Annotated in this window: 10 protein-coding genes and 1 pseudogene; 4 read left to right on the top strand and 7 right to left on the bottom strand. The window is 47.5% G+C overall.

Translation table 11 applies throughout. The features are described from left to right. Positions 1-39 precede the first annotated feature (39 nt). The 6 genes from D0A34_26060 to D0A34_26085 all read right to left on the bottom strand — a co-directional run bounded on the left by D0A34_26060 (position 40) and on the right by D0A34_26085 (position 14,466). A complete protein-coding gene (locus D0A34_26060; GenBank protein ID UNU21845.1) occupies positions 40-1,251 on the bottom strand; it encodes a glycosyltransferase in 1,212 nt (403 codons plus the stop codon). A 399-nt stretch (positions 1,252-1,650) separates the two neighbouring features. Beyond that, positions 1,651-2,592, bottom strand: a complete 942-nt coding sequence (locus D0A34_26065) for a carotenoid biosynthesis protein (protein ID UNU21846.1) — start codon at positions 2,590-2,592, stop codon at positions 1,651-1,653. A gap of 312 nt (positions 2,593-2,904) precedes the next feature. After that, positions 2,905-5,520 (bottom strand): CHAT domain-containing protein, encoded by a 2,616-nt coding sequence (locus D0A34_26070; protein ID UNU21847.1) that lies wholly within the window; start codon positions 5,518-5,520, stop codon positions 2,905-2,907. 110 nt (positions 5,521-5,630) lie between these two features. Then, on the bottom strand, positions 5,631-8,540 hold the full coding sequence (locus D0A34_26075) for a filamentous hemagglutinin N-terminal domain-containing protein (GenBank protein UNU21848.1): 2,910 nt from the start codon (positions 8,538-8,540) through the stop codon (positions 5,631-5,633). 65 nt (positions 8,541-8,605) lie between these two features. Then, positions 8,606-11,497: an S-layer family protein gene (locus D0A34_26080; protein UNU21849.1), complete on the bottom strand. Its 2,892-nt coding sequence runs from the start codon at positions 11,495-11,497 to the stop codon at positions 8,606-8,608. Between the two features lie 65 nt (positions 11,498-11,562). Beyond that, positions 11,563-14,466, bottom strand: a complete 2,904-nt coding sequence (locus tag D0A34_26085) for an S-layer family protein (protein UNU21850.1) — start codon at positions 14,464-14,466, stop codon at positions 11,563-11,565. 255 nt (positions 14,467-14,721) lie between these two features. Between D0A34_26085 and D0A34_26090 the strand changes: the two genes are divergently transcribed. The 4 genes and pseudogenes from D0A34_26090 to D0A34_26105 all read left to right on the top strand — a co-directional run bounded on the left by D0A34_26090 (position 14,722) and on the right by D0A34_26105 (position 16,536). Then, the gene (locus D0A34_26090) at positions 14,722-14,949 is read left to right on the top strand and encodes a hypothetical protein (protein ID UNU21851.1); all 228 of its coding nucleotides are present in this window, start codon (positions 14,722-14,724) and stop codon (positions 14,947-14,949) included. Between the two features lie 11 nt (positions 14,950-14,960). After that, positions 14,961-15,365: a PIN domain-containing protein gene (locus D0A34_26095; GenBank protein UNU21852.1), complete on the top strand. Its 405-nt coding sequence runs from the start codon at positions 14,961-14,963 to the stop codon at positions 15,363-15,365. 107 nt (positions 15,366-15,472) lie between these two features. Next, a pseudogene (locus D0A34_26100) lies at positions 15,473-15,704 on the top strand (DUF433 domain-containing protein). Between the two features lie 301 nt (positions 15,705-16,005). Further along, entirely contained in the window at positions 16,006-16,536 is a 531-nt protein-coding gene (locus D0A34_26105; GenBank protein ID UNU21853.1) for a hypothetical protein, read from the top strand. Between the two features lie 396 nt (positions 16,537-16,932). Here D0A34_26105 and D0A34_26110 read toward each other — a convergent pair whose 3' ends face one another. Continuing rightward, positions 16,933-19,077 (bottom strand): ShlB/FhaC/HecB family hemolysin secretion/activation protein, encoded by a 2,145-nt coding sequence (locus tag D0A34_26110; GenBank protein UNU21854.1) that lies wholly within the window; start codon positions 19,075-19,077, stop codon positions 16,933-16,935. Positions 19,078-19,279: the final 202 nt, after the last annotated feature.

The following is a 19,279-nucleotide window of genomic DNA, read 5'->3' on the forward strand; positions in this document are numbered from 1 at the left end:
CTTCTACCAATTTTAAAAGGTCTAGCAAAAATTTAATGGTTATTCATACTTTCGGCCGCGCCACTGAGTAGGCTGATTTAAAGCAGAAATTAGAATTCGCAAAAACGCCAGCGGATCGGCTAAAGGTGACAGCCAAAACAGCCATTTACCCGATGCCCCAGTTGTATCGTAGGAAGGTGCGATCGCCAAACACAAAGCCGATCGCACAGCAACCAAAAATACATTCAATCCCAACAGCCAAAAGTGCGGAAATAGACCAACCGGCGGCAGCGAACCAAACAGCAAATAGCACAACACAATCGGCACCGGCAAACCTTGAACCGCCAGCAACAGCCACAAATCGCCCCAAATTTGACCGCTTGAAGCAGCATCTTTCAAATCGAGCGATCGACCCCATTCATTCCAAGTCTCGATCGCCCCCTCATACATCCGCACCTGCAACACCTTAGCCCCATCCAAAAAGCCCACCTTAAAGCCCTTAGCAGCCGCATAGCGAGCCAGAGTCACATCATCGCAAAACGAACCCCTCGCGACCTCATAGCCCCCTAATGCCACCAAAACCTCGCGCTTACACAAGAAACACTGACCGTTCGCCATCACCCGTTCCGGCACATCCCCGCCAGTCCCCGTCGGCCCGAACCGATAAACCAAAGTCATTAACAAAGCAGGTTGCAGCCACAACTCCCCCGGATACTTGAGGATAAACTGCGGCGACAGCGAAATCAAATCGTAATTTCCAGCTTTCGCCGTTTTGAGTAAACTCGCAATCAAACCCGGATGCGGCACAGTATCCGCATCGATGCCCAAAATCCACTCGCACTTCTCGGAACTTGCCAAAAAACCCGCATTCAGCGCCCAGGGACGCCCTACCCAACCCGCCGGCAGCGGATCGTCGTTAATCAGGCGAAACCGGGGGTCTTTTTGTGCTGCTGCTTTGACTAAATCTCCGGTTCCGTCTACCGAATAGCTGTCAACCACAATTACTTCTCGGAGTTCGTAACTTTGGCGGCTTAATCCTTCCAAACAAGGCGAAATGCGATCGGCTTCGTTCAAAGTCGGTACTACCGCAGTACAAGCACCCAACAAATCCAGCGTCGGCGAATCCGGTTCCAGGGGCGGGATGCGCGATGGGCCTTTAATCAGACGCGACATAAGAAGGGCTGCGGCGGGCAATTGCAGCAGCAGGAATGCGACAGCGATGATACTTGTCAGCGGTTGGGGGAACAGGTGAGGGGCGATCGGGAAAACCATACTATTAAACAATTGAAGAATTGGGAAGGACTTACTGGATATGGGGCAATACGGTTGGGTTAAAACTATTTATTCCTCGGAGATCCCCCTCGCATCCCCCTTAAGAAGGGGGACTTTGAGTAAGTTCTTGTCCCCCCCTTAAAAAGGGGGCTTAGGGGGGATCAAGCTTAACTGAACCGTATTGGGATATGGATTGGGAGCTTATTTACAGTTAATTTTTTTTGTAAGTGGTATCAATTTAAAAATTTAATAAAATTTTGACCTCAAACATATTACAGGAATTGGGAATGAAAAAATCGCTGCTGAAAAACCCGGTTTCTTGTAGAAACCGGGTTTTTAAACTAGCTCAAAATTTAGTGTAAATTTTTGCTAAATCAGCCGCAGTTGCTCGCTAGCAACTCACTTACGCAAAACGCCCACGGGCTGAGGAGGAATTTCAGCCGTGATAACAGATGTATCCAAAGACGGCATTGTTTCGGTTACGTCACCTGCTGCGGGTTTAGCGATCCAGCTTAACGCGATCGCCGGAACTACGCCCAGAAGCACCGCTAGCGATGTCGGGAACCAGAACCGAGAATCCAACGAAGTTACAGTGATAATTGCTCCGAAAGCAAAGTTTACCAAATAAACAATTAAGGGCAAACCCAATTCCGATCGCTCTAATTTAATCGGTGTTTTTCTCCAGAAGAAAGCTGCTACAGACATAAATAGCGCCCCCGTACCCATCCAGCCAGCCAAATTGCGGTAAGGCATCCCAAAGAAAGCCCCAAGTTCCTCAAACTCCCAAAAAGGCACAGAAGTTTGACTCATCGCCGGATCTAGTACAAAATCCCAAGCTGTTAGCAGCAAAGCACCAAGGGCGATCGCCCCTATTTGGCGCACCCAGTTGAGTTCACCTTTACCGCCAGCTACTCCAGCGCGAGCAATTATGTATGAAACCAGTCCCAGATAAAACCACGAGAGGGGAATTGTAAACGGAACCAGGCCTGCAATTTTGTAACCCAAACCGCTCAAATAATGGTAGTGGCCGAAGGGAAAACCCGTACTCGTTCCCAACAACTCGCTACTCAAGGACAAAAACACAGAAGGCAGTAAAAAAGCCAGAGTTGCACCCGTGCCCAACGTCCGCAAGGCATAGAGAGCAACCGCTGCAGCACCAAAGATGATATAAACTACTCCACCCCCAGCCATCCCCCACTGGAATAGCGTTTGCCCTGCTGGTGGCAAACTCATCACCAATTCGGGACGGGGTAAAATCAGCAGCAACCCTGCCAATCCAAAAGCCATTGACAAGACGTGGGCAATTAAGCAAAAGCGCTCAGCAATCAAAAGTTGCTTCATGGGACTCCTCGAAAAAATATTAGATGCAGAAAGCACTTCCTAACAGTTTACAAATCTTTAACAAAAAACGAACACGAACTCGCGATCGGCATTTTTCCAAAACTTACACGCAGGGCCGAGAAACCCCGTTTCTGACTGACTACCTCGTTGCTAAACCCCTTATTTTTCTAAGAAACCCGGTTTCTTGGCGAGGGAAGAAGGGCATAAGTGCCGAATGCCCTTCTTCCCTCGGACTTCTATCCGTTATATCCGTTACACGCCTCCGTTACCTGCTAGATAACTAAATCATTCTGCCTTCTGCCTTCCAATAAATTACTGCCAATTGCCCACAAGCACGAAAGGTGCCCAGAAATAGGGATTCTGATACTGTTGGTTTTTCAGCAGAGTTAATTGAGCGTTGCGGAGGGCTTCAGCTTTGCTGGTTTTAGAAGAAGCCAGTTGTTTGTAAAACTCAGTCATAAAGATAGCTGTAGATTCGTCGTTGACTTGCCAAAGGGTGGCGGCGGTGCTGCGGGCACCCGATCGAATTGCGGCCCCGGCCAAACCCAAAGCCGCGCGGTTATCGCCCGAAGCAGTTTCGCAAGCACTCAAAACCAAAAGTTCGATCGGCTGTTGTTTCTCCCCAGTGCGGGCTCGCAGCAGTCGATCGAACTCTTTAACATTCACTTTCTGATCCCAAGTCACAATAAAAGTATCCGCTGCATTCGAGCTAAACTGACCGTGAGTTGCCAAATGGACGATCGGGTAAGACAAAGCTTTTATTCGATCGTGCAACCGCCCGCTGACAAAATCTTCATTCAGCAGCGAACTCGCCGGCATCTCGGCTGCAATTTGTTGAACTTCCTCCTTCACCCCCGGCAAAGCCGAGAAGCCTTGACGCGCTTCGGAGAGGGCAGCGGTGAGCACTTTTAACTTGACTTCCCTCAGTGGTTTCGGTGCCAGCAGTTGCAGTCCCGGCGCTAAAGCAATACTGTATTTTTCTACCAAAAACTTTTCACCGTCGTGCAGCACAGCCATCGGCAGATTTCGCAAATAACCGTCGAGCACAAATACCAAAGTTTTAATCCCGCTGGCGGTCAAATCCGCCTCTGCAGGGCGGATTAACCAGTCATAAACCTGTTCAACGGGTTGCCTCCTGTTGCGGGGGAAAGCAGCAGGCCTGATGGCATTTTTGGCTTGTCTGAAGGCAGTTTCCAACTCGGCTTGAGACTTCTTAGTAGTGTAGCGGCGCAGAGGTTTGCCAGGAAGTGACAAAATTACCTCCAAACGATCGCTCAAAATAATCGGATAAATCACCGCCGCCGTAGGATCAATTTCCTCGATCGACGTTGGTTTAGCATCAGCGCAAGCATCCCGAAAAAAGTTGTCTAATTCCGCCAACTGCAAAGATTCCACCGTTTGGCGCGCCAGTTTCAACTTAGCTTGACTGGGAGATTCCTCTTGCAAAAGCAGCCCGACTAATTCCCGATAAACCGGTTCGGCACTTTCCCGAAACGAAAATTGCACTTCGGGATTGACTGTCACCAAATCGCCCCGCAGAGAAGACAGTACATTCACAGCTTGAGTATATTGAGCGATCGCCCCTTCTGTATTCCCCTGAGCTTTCCGAATCCGTCCCAGTTGCCAAAACAATTGGTAAGCAATATCGGGAGATTGAAACGCCGGTGCTAAACTCAAAGCCTGAATTGTAATATTTTCCGCTGTCTGATACTGCTGTTGGATTTCCGATAGTTTGCCTTTAGCTGCCAGAATATAAGCTTGTATTCGTTTGTCGCCCAAACTGTTTGCTGGTTCGACAGAGCGATCGAGCATTGTGTCAATCTCGCTTAAACTCAAAGTTTTCGCAGGCGACTGAGCTAATTTCATCAAGCTTTGAGCTAGATTGATTTGAGCGTAAAGTCCGGCGCGGTTCGACCCAAATTGAGCGACTTGAGGTTCGATGGAACGCCACAAAACCTCCGCTTCAGACCAATTTTTGCGATCGACCAACAAACTCAATTGGTTTAACTTTGCCTGAATTTGTAGGAGAGCTCGATCCGGCATCGCCTGTGCCGATCGAGCATAATACTCTAGGGCAAAGCGTTCCCAATCACCCCGCTGTTCGGGTGTCAAACCCGGTTTATTGCTTTTAGCCCGTACCGTATTGCCCAGGTTGAGATAAATTGCAGCCTCCTCTGGTCGGCTACCTAATTTTTGGGCTGCTTCGAGTCCAGCCAACAGCACATCCTGCGATCGTTCGAGTTGTCCCAAAACCCGCAGTACCCGCCCTAAAGCATGAATTGCCCGGACTTGTTCGAGGGAAACCGACCCATTTTTCAAAGTTTCCAAACCCGCCGTCGAAACTTCGCAGGTTTGGTTTTCCAGCTTAAAATAAGCTAACAGCATTTTGCAAGCTCTGGGGTAAAGTCCGAGAGTTTCCCAAGCCCGACTTTGATTAATTTGAACGTGAAAAAATTGGTTTTTTCTATCAATTTGCTCGAAGATTTTAGCAGCTTGCGTCCAAATCTCGATCGCATCTTGAGTCTGCCCCCGTTCAAGTTGCAACTGTCCTTGAATGTTGAGAGTTTCAGCCAAAATCCGCTGCTGTTCGGGAGTTTTTGCCTGTGTTCGCACAACCGCCAAGCTCGAATTCACAGCTTGTTCTGCCTGTTCCCAAAGCGCCAACTGCCCGTAGGTTGCAGCTAAATTGCTCAAAGCTGTGGCGCGATCGAGATTTTCGCCTTTTGCCTCAAACTGCGCCGCCGCTTGCTGCAATAGCGGTACAGCTTCCGAAAAACGTTCCTCTTGGTATAGAGTTCGAGCTTGACGGACAAGGTGCACCGCTGGTGGTGGATTAACCTGACCAACTCCGGGAGGAATCGCAACGGATAGCAGACAGGACATCACAAATAACAGGATTACCTGTCGGAGCGATCGAGGAAACTTCATATTTAAAAAATAAAATTACAGATGCAGACACACATACTAACTAACCCAAATCCATCTTATTCTTTATCTGCGTTAATCCGCCTACATCTGCGGTTTAAAAAAACATAATTTCAACGCGGCACACAACCAGAATTCTGCCGAGGATTGCGAGAGTCAGCAACATTACCCGGATTATATCCAACAAGCGTCACCTCCCCTTTTGCATTCACCACCCAACCTTGCGCCGGAACAACTTCCTCTTGCCGAATGCCTTCTTCCCTCGAACCACTTCCCCCCTCGATCTCAATCCCTTCTTCCTGATTCCCTCTTCCTGCCTCTTCCACCCACGGAAACGGCGATGCAGCACTGCTGAGGGCATCATTAGGACTTGCTGGCACTCCTCCTTTCCCAGTAGCGGTAAACTCGCTCTCGGCCTCTTGCGTGCAGGGATTTGCCGCAATTAAAGCAGCCGGATCGACAACATTTTGCGGCAGTTCCACTAAACCTTGAGCAGGATTCACTCCAGAAGAACTAAATGTTACAGTACCTTGCAAAGCCGGGCCGCTACTTTGGGAAATAGCCGCAATATCGCTGGTAGGAACTAGAGAAGTAGGACTTACTTGCAACGCACCAAATTGAGCATCTGTTAATCCCAAACTCGCTCGAACCTGTTCACGAGTGACTGATGTAAACCCGAAAACATTGGGGACATTAATATTAACCCGACCACCCCCGGCCGATCGCGCATTAGCAGTAATATCGCTATTTTCGTTGGGTAAAGCCACCAGAATATCGCTTTTAATGTTGATATTGCCACCCTCAGAAATACTTGCATCAGTTGTAATTCTGCTCCCTCGGCGCAACTGGATATCTGGCGCCCTGATGTTAACATTTCCCCCGCCGCCAGAGTCAGTAGAAGCATTGATGCTGGCTTTATTTTCCAGAGCAATTGAGTCAGCTCTAACATTAATATTACCAGCCTGTCCCGTTCCTAATGCCTGAACATTAACCGTTGCGCTATCCCGCAGCCTCAATTGGTTAACATTGAAATTCAACGAACCCGCATTCGCCCTAGCATTGGGATTCCTCAACTGGTATAAAAAGCCAACGGAAGCCTGAATGGCACTGCTAAATTCACCAGGATTCCCATTACCGATAAGTTCCACTTTTTGTGCATCAATTGTGACGTTAGCGGCATCTGCTGTACCAAAAGAACCAGCAGAAATAAATCCCCCACTCCGTAGCAATAACACAGGTGTGGAAATGTAGATATCCCCTCCCCGATTCGATGAGTAGGTGTCACTAGCGATAAAACTAATACTCCTACGCCCATTTGCCAAAATTTCAGAAACACCTCCTATTTCTATCGACTCGCTAGCTCTAATGGTTACATTACCTCCTAAACCTCCAGTCGTATTTAATAGTTGAGTGCCAATCGCTGCACCACTCGATGAGTTAATCCCAGCACCACCAGAGATAGTCAATTTCTTGGTATTAATGGTAATGTTTCCCGCATTTCCATTCTGACCGAGAGCGGTTGTACTTATGATAGTTTGTAGGACACTGCCAGCGGGAGTACGTAAAATTTCTAATGATTCATTCGCTTTAATATTGATATTTCCTGATGCTGCCCTACTGCGGGTAACGCTGCTGATCGCAGCACCATCACGCACTATCAACCTTTCGCCCTCAAAGGTGATATTTCCGCCGATCCCGGTACTCCCAACAAATGTGCCACTGTTAATCGCAGAGCCAGCTAGATCGAAAACCTCGGCACGGATGGTGATATTTCCACCATTACCACTAGCAAATGTAGAGCTACCTACTAGGCTACCGTTGCGGATCAGCAGTCTTCCCGTATCAATTGCGATCGCGCCTGCGACTCCCCTGCCAAGAGTAGCAGTGCTCAAAACAATTTGCGGATCTAAAGGATTGCCTGTTCCAGATCTCAAATAATTCTGTAAAAACTGTTGATAACTCTCAAATCCAATGCCGCTCATTTCTACTGAGTCAGTAGCGCGGATATTAATATTGCCCGCCGCCCCATCTCCTAGCGCTACGGTTGAAATTTGCGACCCTCTATTTACTCGCAACTGTTGAGCATTGATGTCAATACCTCTACCATTAATATTTCCGAGCGTCAGCGCCAAAATTCGCGAACCGTTAAGGGTGACGTTTCCGCCCCTGATGTCTATTCTGCCACCTTCTAATCCGCTGGTATTTATAAATGCACCATTCATTTCAATATTGCCGAAGTTCTCAATATTCCCATAGTTTAAATTCAAACCTAAAGCTGTTGGCTCAAATTGTACTAAACCGGGACTTTTCACACTTCCCAGTAATATTTGTCCGGTATAAGCTGTTAAATTTCCACCTTGCAGTTGAATCTCTCCACCAATTAAGGCTAAGGTTTGACCGGGATCTACTGCTAAACCAAGTTTGTTAGAAACAGGAATTTCTACGGGCAGTGGCGGTAAGGTGGGTGTGGAGCCTATTGCTTGGGAAGTGTTAACGATTGTGCCGGGATTTTCTCTAAAGTTCAAACCTACAGGAATATTAATCGCTAACAATGGCACTGCACTTGGATTGGCGCTGCTAAATTCAAAGCCATTGTCAAAGAAAATGCCGCTTGCCGTTGAACCGATAAATGAGCCGCGCACATCTAACCGAGCATTGGGGCCAAATACTATCCCTTTCGGATTAAGTAAAAACAAGTTGGCATTACCTAGAACTCCCAAGACACCTAAAATATTAGAAGGGTTGCCACCAGTAACGCGGGTAAAAATATTCGCAATCCCGTTAGGATTGGCAAAATAGGCTCCTCTGCCTTCACCCACGTTAAATTGTTGTAAACTGTGAAATAAATTGGCTCCGCGAGTTGCACCGCCAGTGATTCTATCTGAGGGTAGGTTGTTGATAGTATCGGGAACAGTCCGTGAACTTTCCGCGCCCAGGGAATTATCGGGGATGATTTGAGCGATCGCAGGGAAAGGAAACAGCAGTAAAAATGCAAAAAATAGGGCGGAAGATTGGCGGGGCATCTTTTAAGTCTAGTTAATTTAATTTTAGGAAAATAGCGATGGATTAGCTAAAACCTAAAGAATACCTATCGAGGTACGCAAACACCCGTCGATTTCGGACTGCGAAGAGATGTACCACCACCTGAATTATACGCTACCAGCGTTACTTTTCCTTGCTCATCCATTACCCAACCTTGAGCGGGAATAATTTCTGTTGGCCGAACGTCTATGGATGCTCTTTTGCCTTCTACTTGCTGACTTTCACCTACCGCTGGTTCCACCCAAGGCAATGGCGATGCAGCGCTGCTGAGGGCATCATTCGGACTCGGTGGCACTCCTCCTTTGCCAGTGACGGTAAATGCGCTCCCGGCCCGTTGCGTGCAGGGATTTGCAGCAATTAACGCAGCCGGATCGACAACATTTTGCGGCAGTTCCACTAAACCTTGAGCAGGATTCACCCCAGAAGCACTAAATGTTACACTACCTTGCAAAGCCGGGCCGCTACTTTGGGAAATAGCCGCAATATCGCTGGTAGGAATTAAAGATGTAGGACTTAGTTGCAACGCTGCAAATTCAGCATCAGTCAGTCCTAAACTACTCCTGGCTTGTTCGCGGTTAAGGCTTGTAAAGCCAAATATATTTGGTACATTGACCGTAACTTGTCCGCCCCTAGCTGTGCGAGCATTAGCTGTAATATCACTATTTTCTCGCGGTAAAGCTACCAAAATATCGCTATTAATTCTGATATTACCACCCTCAGAAATACCTGCATCGGTGGTAATTCGGCTACCGCGCCGTAACTGAATATCTTGCGCTTGCAGGTGAATATTAGCACCGGAACCAGTGACCGTTGTGCCATCAATTATGCTTTTATTGTCCAGGGCAATGGAGTTAGCTACAACATTAATATTGCCAGCCCTACCTGTTCCTGAAGATTCAACATTAACCACTGCACTATCCCGAAGAATCAATTGATTAGCATTCAAATTCAACGAGCCTGCATTTCCGCTAGCAGTGGAATTGACAGCATTAAACGCCCTACCAGCCGAGGCTTCAATTCCACTCCTCAACCCACTGTTACTCCCAATACCTTGCACTTCTAAGCGATCGGCATTAATTGTAATATCTCCTGCATCTGCTATACCCAAAGAAGCCGCAGAAATAACCCCGCCATTCTGCACAGTTAGTTTAGGTGTTGAGAGGCGGATATCTCCACCTCTACCAGAACTTGCAGTTTGAGTAACAAAAGAACTTGCTACATAGCCCGCATTCGCCAAAAATCTTGACTCGCCGCTGACTTCTATAGACTCGGAGGCTCTCACAGTTAAATTTCCTCCCGTCCCCCCACTTGTAGAAAACACGACTTCGCCAAAAATCGCACCCGTAGTTAAACTAATTGTGGCTCCATTAGAAACACTCAGCCGCTTAGTGTCGATCGTAATATCCCCACCTTTTCCATTACTATCAAAAGTATTCGTGCCGAGCCGAGTTTGCCCTAGACCTACAGGAAGACTACCCGACAATTCCACAGATTCACTCGCTTTAATCGCGATATTCCCCGATGCTCCATCACTACGGCTGAAGCTGGCAAAAGCACCACCATCGCGCAGAATTAACCGTTGGGCTTCCACAGTGATGTTTCCGCCTTGACCAGTGGTTGCGTTCGTTGTTCCGTTATAGAGCGTTGAACTGACGAGTTCGACGGTGTTGGCGCGGATATTCAAATTTCCGCCATTCCCAGCACCAAAGGTGGGGGCACCGCCCACTACCCCATTGCTCATCAACAGCCGTCCCGCTTCAAGGTTAATGTCTCCGGCGGCTCCACTGCCAATAGCGCTAGTAAACAGAACAATTTGCGAAATAAAGGGATTGCCTGTTCCAGATGTCTGAAAATTTTCTGTAAGCTGCTGATAGCCCTCAATTCCCAACCCAATCATTTCTAGTGAGTCAGTAGCGCGGATGTTGATATCGCTTCCTCTCCCTTCTCCCAGTGTGGAGGCGAAAATTTGCGCCCCCCCCTCTACTCGCAAGTTTTGGGAATTGATATTAATGCCTCTACCATCGATATTTCCGAGTGTCAGTCCATAAATTCCTGAACCATTAAGATTAATATTTCCACCTCGAATATCGACTTTCCCACCTCCTAATCCGCTGGTATTTATAAATGCACCGTTCATTTCAATATTGCCGAAGTTCTGAATATTGCTATAGTTTAAATTCAGACCTAAAGCTGTTGGTTCAAATTGCACTAAACCTGGACTCTTGACACTACCTAGAAGAATTTGTCCGGTATAAGCAGTTAGATTTCCTCCTTGGAGTTGAAGGTCACCGCCAATTAATGCTAAAGTTTGACCGGGGTCTACTGCTAAACCGAGTTTTTCAAAAGCCGGAATTTCTATGGGTAGTGGCGGTAAGGCTGATTTGGGGGCCATTGTTTGGGAAGAGTTAACAATTGTGCCGGGATTTTCTCTAAATCTTAAACCCACAGGAATATTAATTGCTAACAATGGCACTGCATTAGAATTAGCTGCACTAAATTCAAAGCCATTATCAAAAAGAATTCCGCTACCAGTTGAACCGATAAATGAGCCCCGCAGATCTAACCGAGCGTTGGGGCCAAAGACAATCCCTTTTGGGTTAATTAAAAACAAGTTGCCGTTCCCCAAAACTCCCAGAGTTCCTAAAATATTAGAAGGATTGCCACCAGTAACGCGGGTGAAGATGTTGGCAATTCCGCTGGGATTGGCAAAATAGGCTCCCCGCCCTTCACGGATGTTAAATTCGCGTAAACTGTGAAAGAGGTTAACGCCGCGAGTTGCACCGCCTTCTATTCTGTCCGATGGTAAGTTATTAATCGTGTCGGGAACTGTGCGAGAACTTTCTGCACCCAAGCTATTATCGGGGATGATTTGGGCGATCGCGGGGAAAGGACACAGCAGTAACAATGCAAAAAATAGGGCGGAAGATTGGCGGCGCATCTTTGAAGTCTGGTTAATTTAATATTAGAAAAATAGGGAGGGGTTAGCTAAAACCTGAAGAGTACCTATCGAGGTACGCAAACACCCGTCGGTTTCGGACTGCGAATAGATGCACCACCACCAGAATTATAGGCTACCAGCCTTACTTTTCCTCGATCGTCCATTACCCAACCTTGAGCAGGAATAATTTCTGTTGGCCGAACTTCTATGGATGCTTTTTGGCCTTCTACTTGCTGACTTCCACCTACCGCTGGTTCCACCCAATTAAACTGGCTAGAATTGCTGCTGAGAACCTCGTGAGGACTCGGTGGCAATCCCCCCCGACCCGTCACGGTAAACTCGTTCTCGGCTCCTTGGATGCAGGGATTTGCAGCAATTAACGCAGCCGGATTCACCACATTTTGCGGCAGTTCCACTAAACCTTGAACGGGATTCACCCCAACAGAACTAAATGTTACCGCCCCTTGCAAAGCCGGGCCGCCACTTTGAGAAATAGCCGCGATGTCGCTGCTTGGAAGCAGAGATGTAGGACTTACTTGCAACGCTGCAAATTCGGCGTCACTGAGCCCCAACCTGTTTCTGACTTGTTCGCGACTCGCTGCTGTAAAACCAAAAACATTGGGAACATTGATATTTACGCGACCGCCGCCTGCTGTGCGGGCGTTGGCTGTGATGTCGCTATTTTCTTGCGGGAGGGCGACAAGAATCTCACTGTTAATATTGATATTTCCGCCGTCTGAACTGCCTGCATCGGTGGTAATTTGGCTGTTGTGGCGCAACTGGATGTCTCGCGCTTGCAGGTTAATATTGGCTCCAGTACCGGATACAGTCGTACCGTCAATCATCGCTTTGTTGTCAAGAGCGATCGAATTTGCGACAACATTGATATTACCAGCGCGTCCGGTTCCCGTAGCCTGCACTGTCACTGTAGCTCCATCTCGGACAATTAGTCGATCGGCATTCAGATTCAACGAACCCGCATTTGCCGTAGCATTAGGATTAGTACCAAATATCTTGCCCACCGAAGCATCAATTGTACTGACAAACAGACCATTATTTCCGCTGCCGCTGACCTCAATGCGATCGGCATTAACAGTAATATTCCCCACATCTCCCACCCCCAAAGAACTCGTAGAAATTACCCCCCCATCCCGCACGGTTAAGCTGGGCGTATCAATGCGAATATCCCCGCCCCGACTAGAGCTCAAAGTTCCAGAACTCAGCGCACTAGCACTCTGAATTCCGCTAGTCAAAAGTTGAGAAATACCTGAAATTTCTACTGATTCACTAGCCGTAACTGTTAAATTTCCAGCAGGCCCCCCATCCCTAGAAAACAAAAACCTGCCAATTAACACACCCGTTCCTACTGTAAACGCAGAACCCCCAGAGAGAGTCAACCGCTTGGTATCGACGTTAATATTCCCCGCCCTTCCGTTAGAGCCGATACTCAGGGTGCTAATTCCGGTTGACACAACTGTTGTCGGGCCGCTGTTAGACAATTCTACTGATTCCGCAGCTTTAATGTTGATATTCCCCGACGGGCCGCTGCTGTAGCTCGTCGTACCGAGAATAGAACCGTCGCGCATAATTAATCTCGCGACATCAACACTAATGCTTCCTCCCGCACCGGTACTTTCTTTAGCTGTCCCGTTGTTGATTCCAGAACCCACCATCTCAAAAGTATTGGCGCGAATGATTAAATTTCCGCCATTTCCACCACCAAAAGTGATGCCGCTACCTACTACCCCATTGTTGAAGAGCAAGCGCCCGGTGTCGATCGTAATATTCCCCCCCGAACCAGCGCCAGCACTAGCATTAAATAGCACAAATAGCGGGTCAAACGGGTCTGTAGTTCCCGATACCAAATATTTAATTGAAAGCTGTTGATAGCCCTCAACTCCCAGCCCGATCATTTCTACTGAATCAGCAGCGCGGAAATTGATATTGCCTCCTGCACCATCTCCTAGAGTCAGGGTAGAAAATTGCGTGCCGTTTTCCAATCGTAACTTTTGGGCGCTGATATCGATACCTCTGCCATCAATATTTCCCAGTGTCAGTGCATAAATTCGCGACCCGCTGAGGGCGACATTTCCACCTTTTAACTCTACTCTGCCACCACCAATTCCGCTGGTGTTGATAAGCGTTCCATCGGATATTTGAATATTGCCGAAGTTTTGAATATTGTCATAATTTAAAGCTAAATTCCCCTGCTGAGCAACAGGAGGAGCCAGTGCAAAATTAACTAATCCGGGACTGGCGACGCTACCGAGTAAAATTTGTCCGCCGCTGGCGGTTAAATTGCCGCCTTGCAGTTGGATGTCGCCGCCAATCAGTGCTAAAGTTTGACCGGGTTCTACTGCTAAACCAACTCGATCGCTAATCGGGATTGGTACAGCAGAGGCTGGGAGATTTACCTTTCCTACAGCCGTCGATTGATTGACAATTGCACCGGGATTGTCTCTAAATCTTAAACCAACGGGAATATTAACTGTTAACAGCGGAGATGTTTGTGGGTTGGTGCTGCTGAATTCAACGCCGTTATTAAACACAATACTGTCAGCGGTTGAACCGATAAAGGAACCGCGCAAATCTAACCGAGCGTTCGGGCCGAATATAATTCCTTTGGGATTAATTAAAAATAAGTTACCGTTGCCTAAAACTCCCAGAGTTCCTAAAATATTTGAGGAGTTTGGGCCCGTAACGCGGGTGAATATGTTGGTAATTCCGCTGGGATTTTCAAAATAAGCTCCCCGCCCTTCACGGATGTTAAATTCCCGCAAGCTGTGAAATAGGTTAACGCCGCGAGTTGCGCCGCCAGTGATTCTATCTGAGGGTAAATTGTTGATAGTATCGGGAACTGTCCGCGAACTTTCCGTGCCCAGGGTATTATCGGGGATGATTTGGGCAAAGGTTTTCGAGGGAAATAGCAATAAGAAAACAAAAAGTAGGCCGGAAGACAGGCGAGACATAGCTTTAATCCTGTTATATAAATAATATCGTTTCCGGTTCAATCAGAATTATATATTTGGATTATATCAGTGCGATCGTCCCCGTGTTCGATCGACTCTCTTTCACCCCTAAAGTGGACTTTTCCCAAATCTAATAAAGATAGCTTTTTTCAGTGTGACGGCTGAGGAAATCTGTTTCTGTTTAAATATGTGTGTAGAATATGCGTTCGATCATTCATACTAGACGGTAGACACCTTCAATCTTAGGAGCCGTCTATGTTACTACAAGAAGTCAAGGAGCTGGTCTTCAAACTGCCACCGAGCGATCGCCTGGCGTTAGTGGGCGCCATTATTGAGTCCTTACAAGATCAGCCAGTTGCCAGGGCCGATCGTTCTGGTGCGATTCAGCGGATGCGAGGCTTGCTAAAGACAGACCAACCCGCACCGACAGATGAGGACGTGGCTGCAATGTTGGAAGCGCGACGGGTGGAGAAGTATCTTTAGTTAGAGTTTTAATTGATACCAACATTGTCCTAGATTTTCTGTTGCAGCGAGAGCCATTTTTTCAAGATGCGGAGTTGTTGTTTCAAGCGATCGATGCTGGGCAACTAATCGGTTATGTTACAGCGACAACGCTCACGGATATTTTCTACATTTCTCGCAAACATACTCGCAGCGTTGAGCAAGCACGGCAAGCGGTTTTAGAAACGCTGACTGCTATGGTCATTTGTCCTATTGATCGAGCGGTTTTGGAATCAGCTTTCAACTCTGGTTTGGTTGATTTTGAAGATGCTGTTCCAATTTTTGGTGCAGTTGCTCAAGGGTTAGATGCGATTCTGACCCGTGATAATAAAGGTTTCTTGAGTTCGCCTATACCTGTTTTATCCATTCAAGAGTTGTTGCAGCAGTTAGGGACGTAGAATAAGGGTTAAATCATATTAAAAACAAGATTGACAACCTTGCCAGATCCGCAGCCCTAGGCTAAGATTTGGCAAAGGTTGAGAACACAATGACGATAATTCCAACTATGAACTACTGAAACCACAGCACGATCGAACCCAATAAACGCGGTGGTAAGCCTTGTGTACGCGGCTTGCGAATTACGGTTTATGAAGTGCTTGAGTACCTAGCTTCCGAGATGACCGAAGCAGAAATTCAAGGGCGATTTTCCCGATCTGACGCGAGAAGATTTAAAAGCCTGCATTGCTTATGCTGCTGACCGCGAGCGTCGGTTTATGACCGCGACCTTATCGGCATGAAATTACTTTTTGATGAAAACTTGTCGCCCAAGTTGCCGAACCGTTTGAGCGATGCTTGCTTTATCATAATTGTACCGCAACTGCGATCTAATTATAAGTTAGACAGCTAATCCTCTCAGTTGGGCCTTAGCGAGAAGTCATTTGTGAGTTGCAATGCTCAAGTAGGCGTGAGTTTCTGGTTGGGGTGCATTTAAGGGATTGTTAGCGGGGTACAACAATCAACCAACTTCGTAAAACATCCTGTTGAGGTATTAAAGCAGTAGGAATTGATTGTAAAAATGTTAGTTATTCATGTAGGACAATGAAAAATAATCAGCATGGACTCTTAAGCATGAAAATGAAAATTGCTATATCTTTAATAGGTTTAGCCCTGGCAATTTTACATACCACAAAATTTTTAATTTTTGACACTCAAGGATTAATTTTACTTGTAATAGCTTTTCTCCCTTGGTTAGCGGGTTTTCTATCGAAGGCAGAGTTGCCGGGGGGATGGAAATTAGAGTTTATACAACAAATTCAAGAGGAGCAGCTTAGACAGAAGTATGAGATTGAACAACTTAAGTTTCTAATAGAAGGTTTTGTGACTGAGAGCGAATTAAATATTCTAAAGAGGCTCAGTTCGTCAGAACCATATATGGTGAGAGTAGACAAGACCTCTCATTTTTTCTCTAATGAGTTAGACAGACTCAGAAGACTTGGGTTAATTGCAAATCCTGACAACAAAGGAAGGGCTACTCTGCTTAAGGATGATGGGCAGAGCCGAGAAGTCAAAGAACATTTTTACATTACTGAGAAAGGCAAGAGCTATCTTAAATTTAGAGGAACTGCCTAATACGGCTGTCTAACAATTCGGTTGGAGCGGACTACCGAGAGCCATTGGTGAAGATGCAAAGGTTGCTTTCAGCTGCTCAACCGAGTCGTTATCTCGTAAACGCTGCCTGACCTTGGAGATGATTCGCAACCTCGATCGAGAGTGTCAAATCAAAGCCCCTAACGCTTTCAGTCTCGCTTTTCGAGCATTCGTCAATCCCGCCCGGCCTCGACTATTCATGCCTTCATACAGCGATCGCCCATCAACGTCCTAATACAACATCCGGTTGCGACATCCCACAGTTTAATCGTGCGATCGAGGCCGCCACTTAATAAAATTTGACCGTCAGCGCTAAAGATGAAAGTGTTGGGTTCTAGCGAAGCGTAGGGTTCGAGCGCGCTCAACCCAACCTACAATTTAAAACGGAAAATAATTGATTCTAAAGTAGATGCCTTTTTCCTGCAAAGTTCGATCGCCCGATCGAGCATTTATCAAAGGAATACCGTAGTCTAAACGCACATTCAACCGATCGCCCATCTGCCAAACCAGCCCCAAACCCGCACCCAGCAGTTTATCCGACTCAGGATTCGGCTTTTCCTCCGACTGGTTCCACCCTACCCCAAAATCGATAAACGGAGCGACTTGCAACAATCCTTCGACTTCCGGGACACGCCAAACCGGGATTCGCACTTCTGCAGACGCGATCGCACCGCTATCAGTTAACAGCAAATCTTGGCGGTATCCGCGCACGCTTTGAACGCCACCGATCCCAATTTGTTCTAGGGAAAGCAGAGGGCGATCGGCTAATTGAATGTCGGAACGCACAATCAGCAAGGTTTCTGGCGCTAACAGCCGCACGTACTGGGCTTGTCCGCGCCACGCCAGAAAGCGGCTGTCACGCCCGCTATCGTTCGCAGTAGCGCCGAACAGATTAGTGCCGAGGGAGAACTGCGATCGCGCTGCGAACACTTGGCTGGAACTCCGCTGCACGTATTCTTGAAAAAAGCGCACAGCCGAAACCCGGGTTTCGCCGCGCTCGTTTGCTCCCGCCGAAAGCGCAAATCGTTCCCCCAACAGGAATGTATCGCTTTCTTGCCGGGAAAAACTCAGTCCCAAAGCCAAAGTGCGATCGGGTTTTTCGACAATCGGTTGGCGGTAAGTTAACTCGTAAGTCCGCGATTTCCCCTCAATTTCAGCAGCATCAAACGGTTCCTCGATGATGTTGGTGCTAGCAGCACTCGCAGCGAACCCAATCGTGCCGTTGCGCGCGTTGACGGGGACTGTGTAGCTGCCGTTGAATTCGTTGCTGCCGTCGGTGTTAGCATAAGATACCTCTAATCCGTCGCCCAAACCAAGCAAATTTGCTTGATTGATGCGAACACCGCGCCGAAAACTGCCGACGCTGGGCGATCGGTTGTTGTCTGCGAACACTTCACCGCTAAAGCTGTCTGCTTCTTTTACCCGCACTTCTAACCGGCTGTTTTCCGGGCGGCTTCCGGCTTGCAATTCGGCGGAAATATTGGCAATTAAGGGGTCGAGTTGCAGCAATTGCAAGGCTTCCAGCAACCGAGATCGGTTGAGGGGGCGTCTGGTAGCGCGCTCAAGGCGCGATCGCACGTAATTTGAATTTAAGCGCCTGTTTCCAGTAATCACAATTTCATCTAATCCGCCTTCTACAATCCGAATTTTCACCACACCTCCGTCTCTCGGAAAGGTTTGGTTGGCGAGAATTACAGCGCCGGAATTGATGTATCCTGCCGCTACATATTTTTGAGTGACGGCTGCTTCGGCTGCGATCAGTTCGGCAAAGGTGATTTCGCGCCCCGCAAACTGTTGCGTAACTTCTGCGAGTTCGCGATCGCTAAAAGCCGTGTTGCCCTCAAATTCAAAGCCAGCGACCTTAATTGTACCCGGAATCCCCGGTGTAATTTCGCTTTCAACGGGTGTTGGCTGGGTGGGTGGGAGGGGAGACGGCGCAGGCGGTTGCGGCGGATCAGGAGCTGGTAATTCGGGTTCTCGCGGCAAAATTGGGTTGGGCAGTTGACTGAGTTGCAAGTCGCGATCGATACCCAAATCAATTTTTTGTCGGTCAATATTTTCTTCTAGCTTTTGATCTGAGTTAAAAAGCTCGGTTTCTTGAGTTTTTGTGCTGAAAGTGCGATCGGTCTGAGATGTTGCACCATTGTCAATAAGCCTTTTACGGGCGGGCAGGATGCCCACCCCACAAGAAAACTCACTCCTTGTGGAACAGGCATCTTGCCTGTTCTTGAGAATGGTGTAAGATGTCACATTGACTGAATTTGCCGCCGACGGCGGTAAATCCGGAGTTTCCGCCACCCCCGAGTGTTCTGACTCAGCGGGTAACTGTGTCTTCTCGTCAGCGGTGGCTAAATCTTCACGACTGTCAAGATTAGTGTCGCCTCCGCTGCTGACTGCTACCAAATCCTCAACATTTGAGGTCAAAATTTCAACGGTGCTAGCGGATGTTTTCGCTGTTTTTCCCAACAAAACTAACCAAAAAAATCCCGCGACTAAAAATAGTTTTTGTGAGCGACAAGCCATAGAATATAATTATTATCTCGCTTAAGTGGGGGAAAATATTTTCAGGAAGTGAGCGCCCTCATGTAAAAATCAATTTTAACAGCTAAAAAGGAAACAGCCGTCGCAGCCAACAGTTTCGGCGACGCTACAAACCAAAAGGTCGATCGACCCCTGTTCATTTCCCAAGACTTACGCACCAACCGGGTTCTTATCCAAAAAAATA

It is taken from the genome of Microcoleus vaginatus PCC 9802 (assembly GCA_022701275.1).
Taxonomy (GTDB): Bacteria; Cyanobacteriota; Cyanobacteriia; order Cyanobacteriales; family Microcoleaceae; genus Microcoleus; species Microcoleus vaginatus_A.

What these genes read in the sequence shown, in the direction of transcription:
- D0A34_26060 (UNU21845.1), bottom strand. Translation starts at nt 1,251, where the DNA reads ATGGTTTTCCCGATCGCCCCTCACCTGTTCCCCCAACCGCTGACAAGT.
- D0A34_26065 (UNU21846.1), bottom strand. Translation starts at nt 2,592, where the DNA reads ATGAAGCAACTTTTGATTGCTGAGCGCTTTTGCTTAATTGCCCACGTC.
- D0A34_26070 (UNU21847.1), bottom strand. Translation starts at nt 5,520, where the DNA reads ATGAAGTTTCCTCGATCGCTCCGACAGGTAATCCTGTTATTTGTGATG.
- D0A34_26075 (UNU21848.1), bottom strand. Translation starts at nt 8,540, where the DNA reads ATGCCCCGCCAATCTTCCGCCCTATTTTTTGCATTTTTACTGCTGTTT.
- D0A34_26080 (UNU21849.1), bottom strand. Translation starts at nt 11,497, where the DNA reads ATGCGCCGCCAATCTTCCGCCCTATTTTTTGCATTGTTACTGCTGTGT.
- D0A34_26085 (UNU21850.1), bottom strand. Translation starts at nt 14,466, where the DNA reads ATGTCTCGCCTGTCTTCCGGCCTACTTTTTGTTTTCTTATTGCTATTT.
- D0A34_26090 (UNU21851.1), top strand. Translation starts at nt 14,722, where the DNA reads ATGTTACTACAAGAAGTCAAGGAGCTGGTCTTCAAACTGCCACCGAGC.
- D0A34_26105 (UNU21853.1), top strand. Translation starts at nt 16,006, where the DNA reads ATGAAAAATAATCAGCATGGACTCTTAAGCATGAAAATGAAAATTGCT.
- D0A34_26110 (UNU21854.1), bottom strand. Translation starts at nt 19,077, where the DNA reads ATGGCTTGTCGCTCACAAAAACTATTTTTAGTCGCGGGATTTTTTTGG.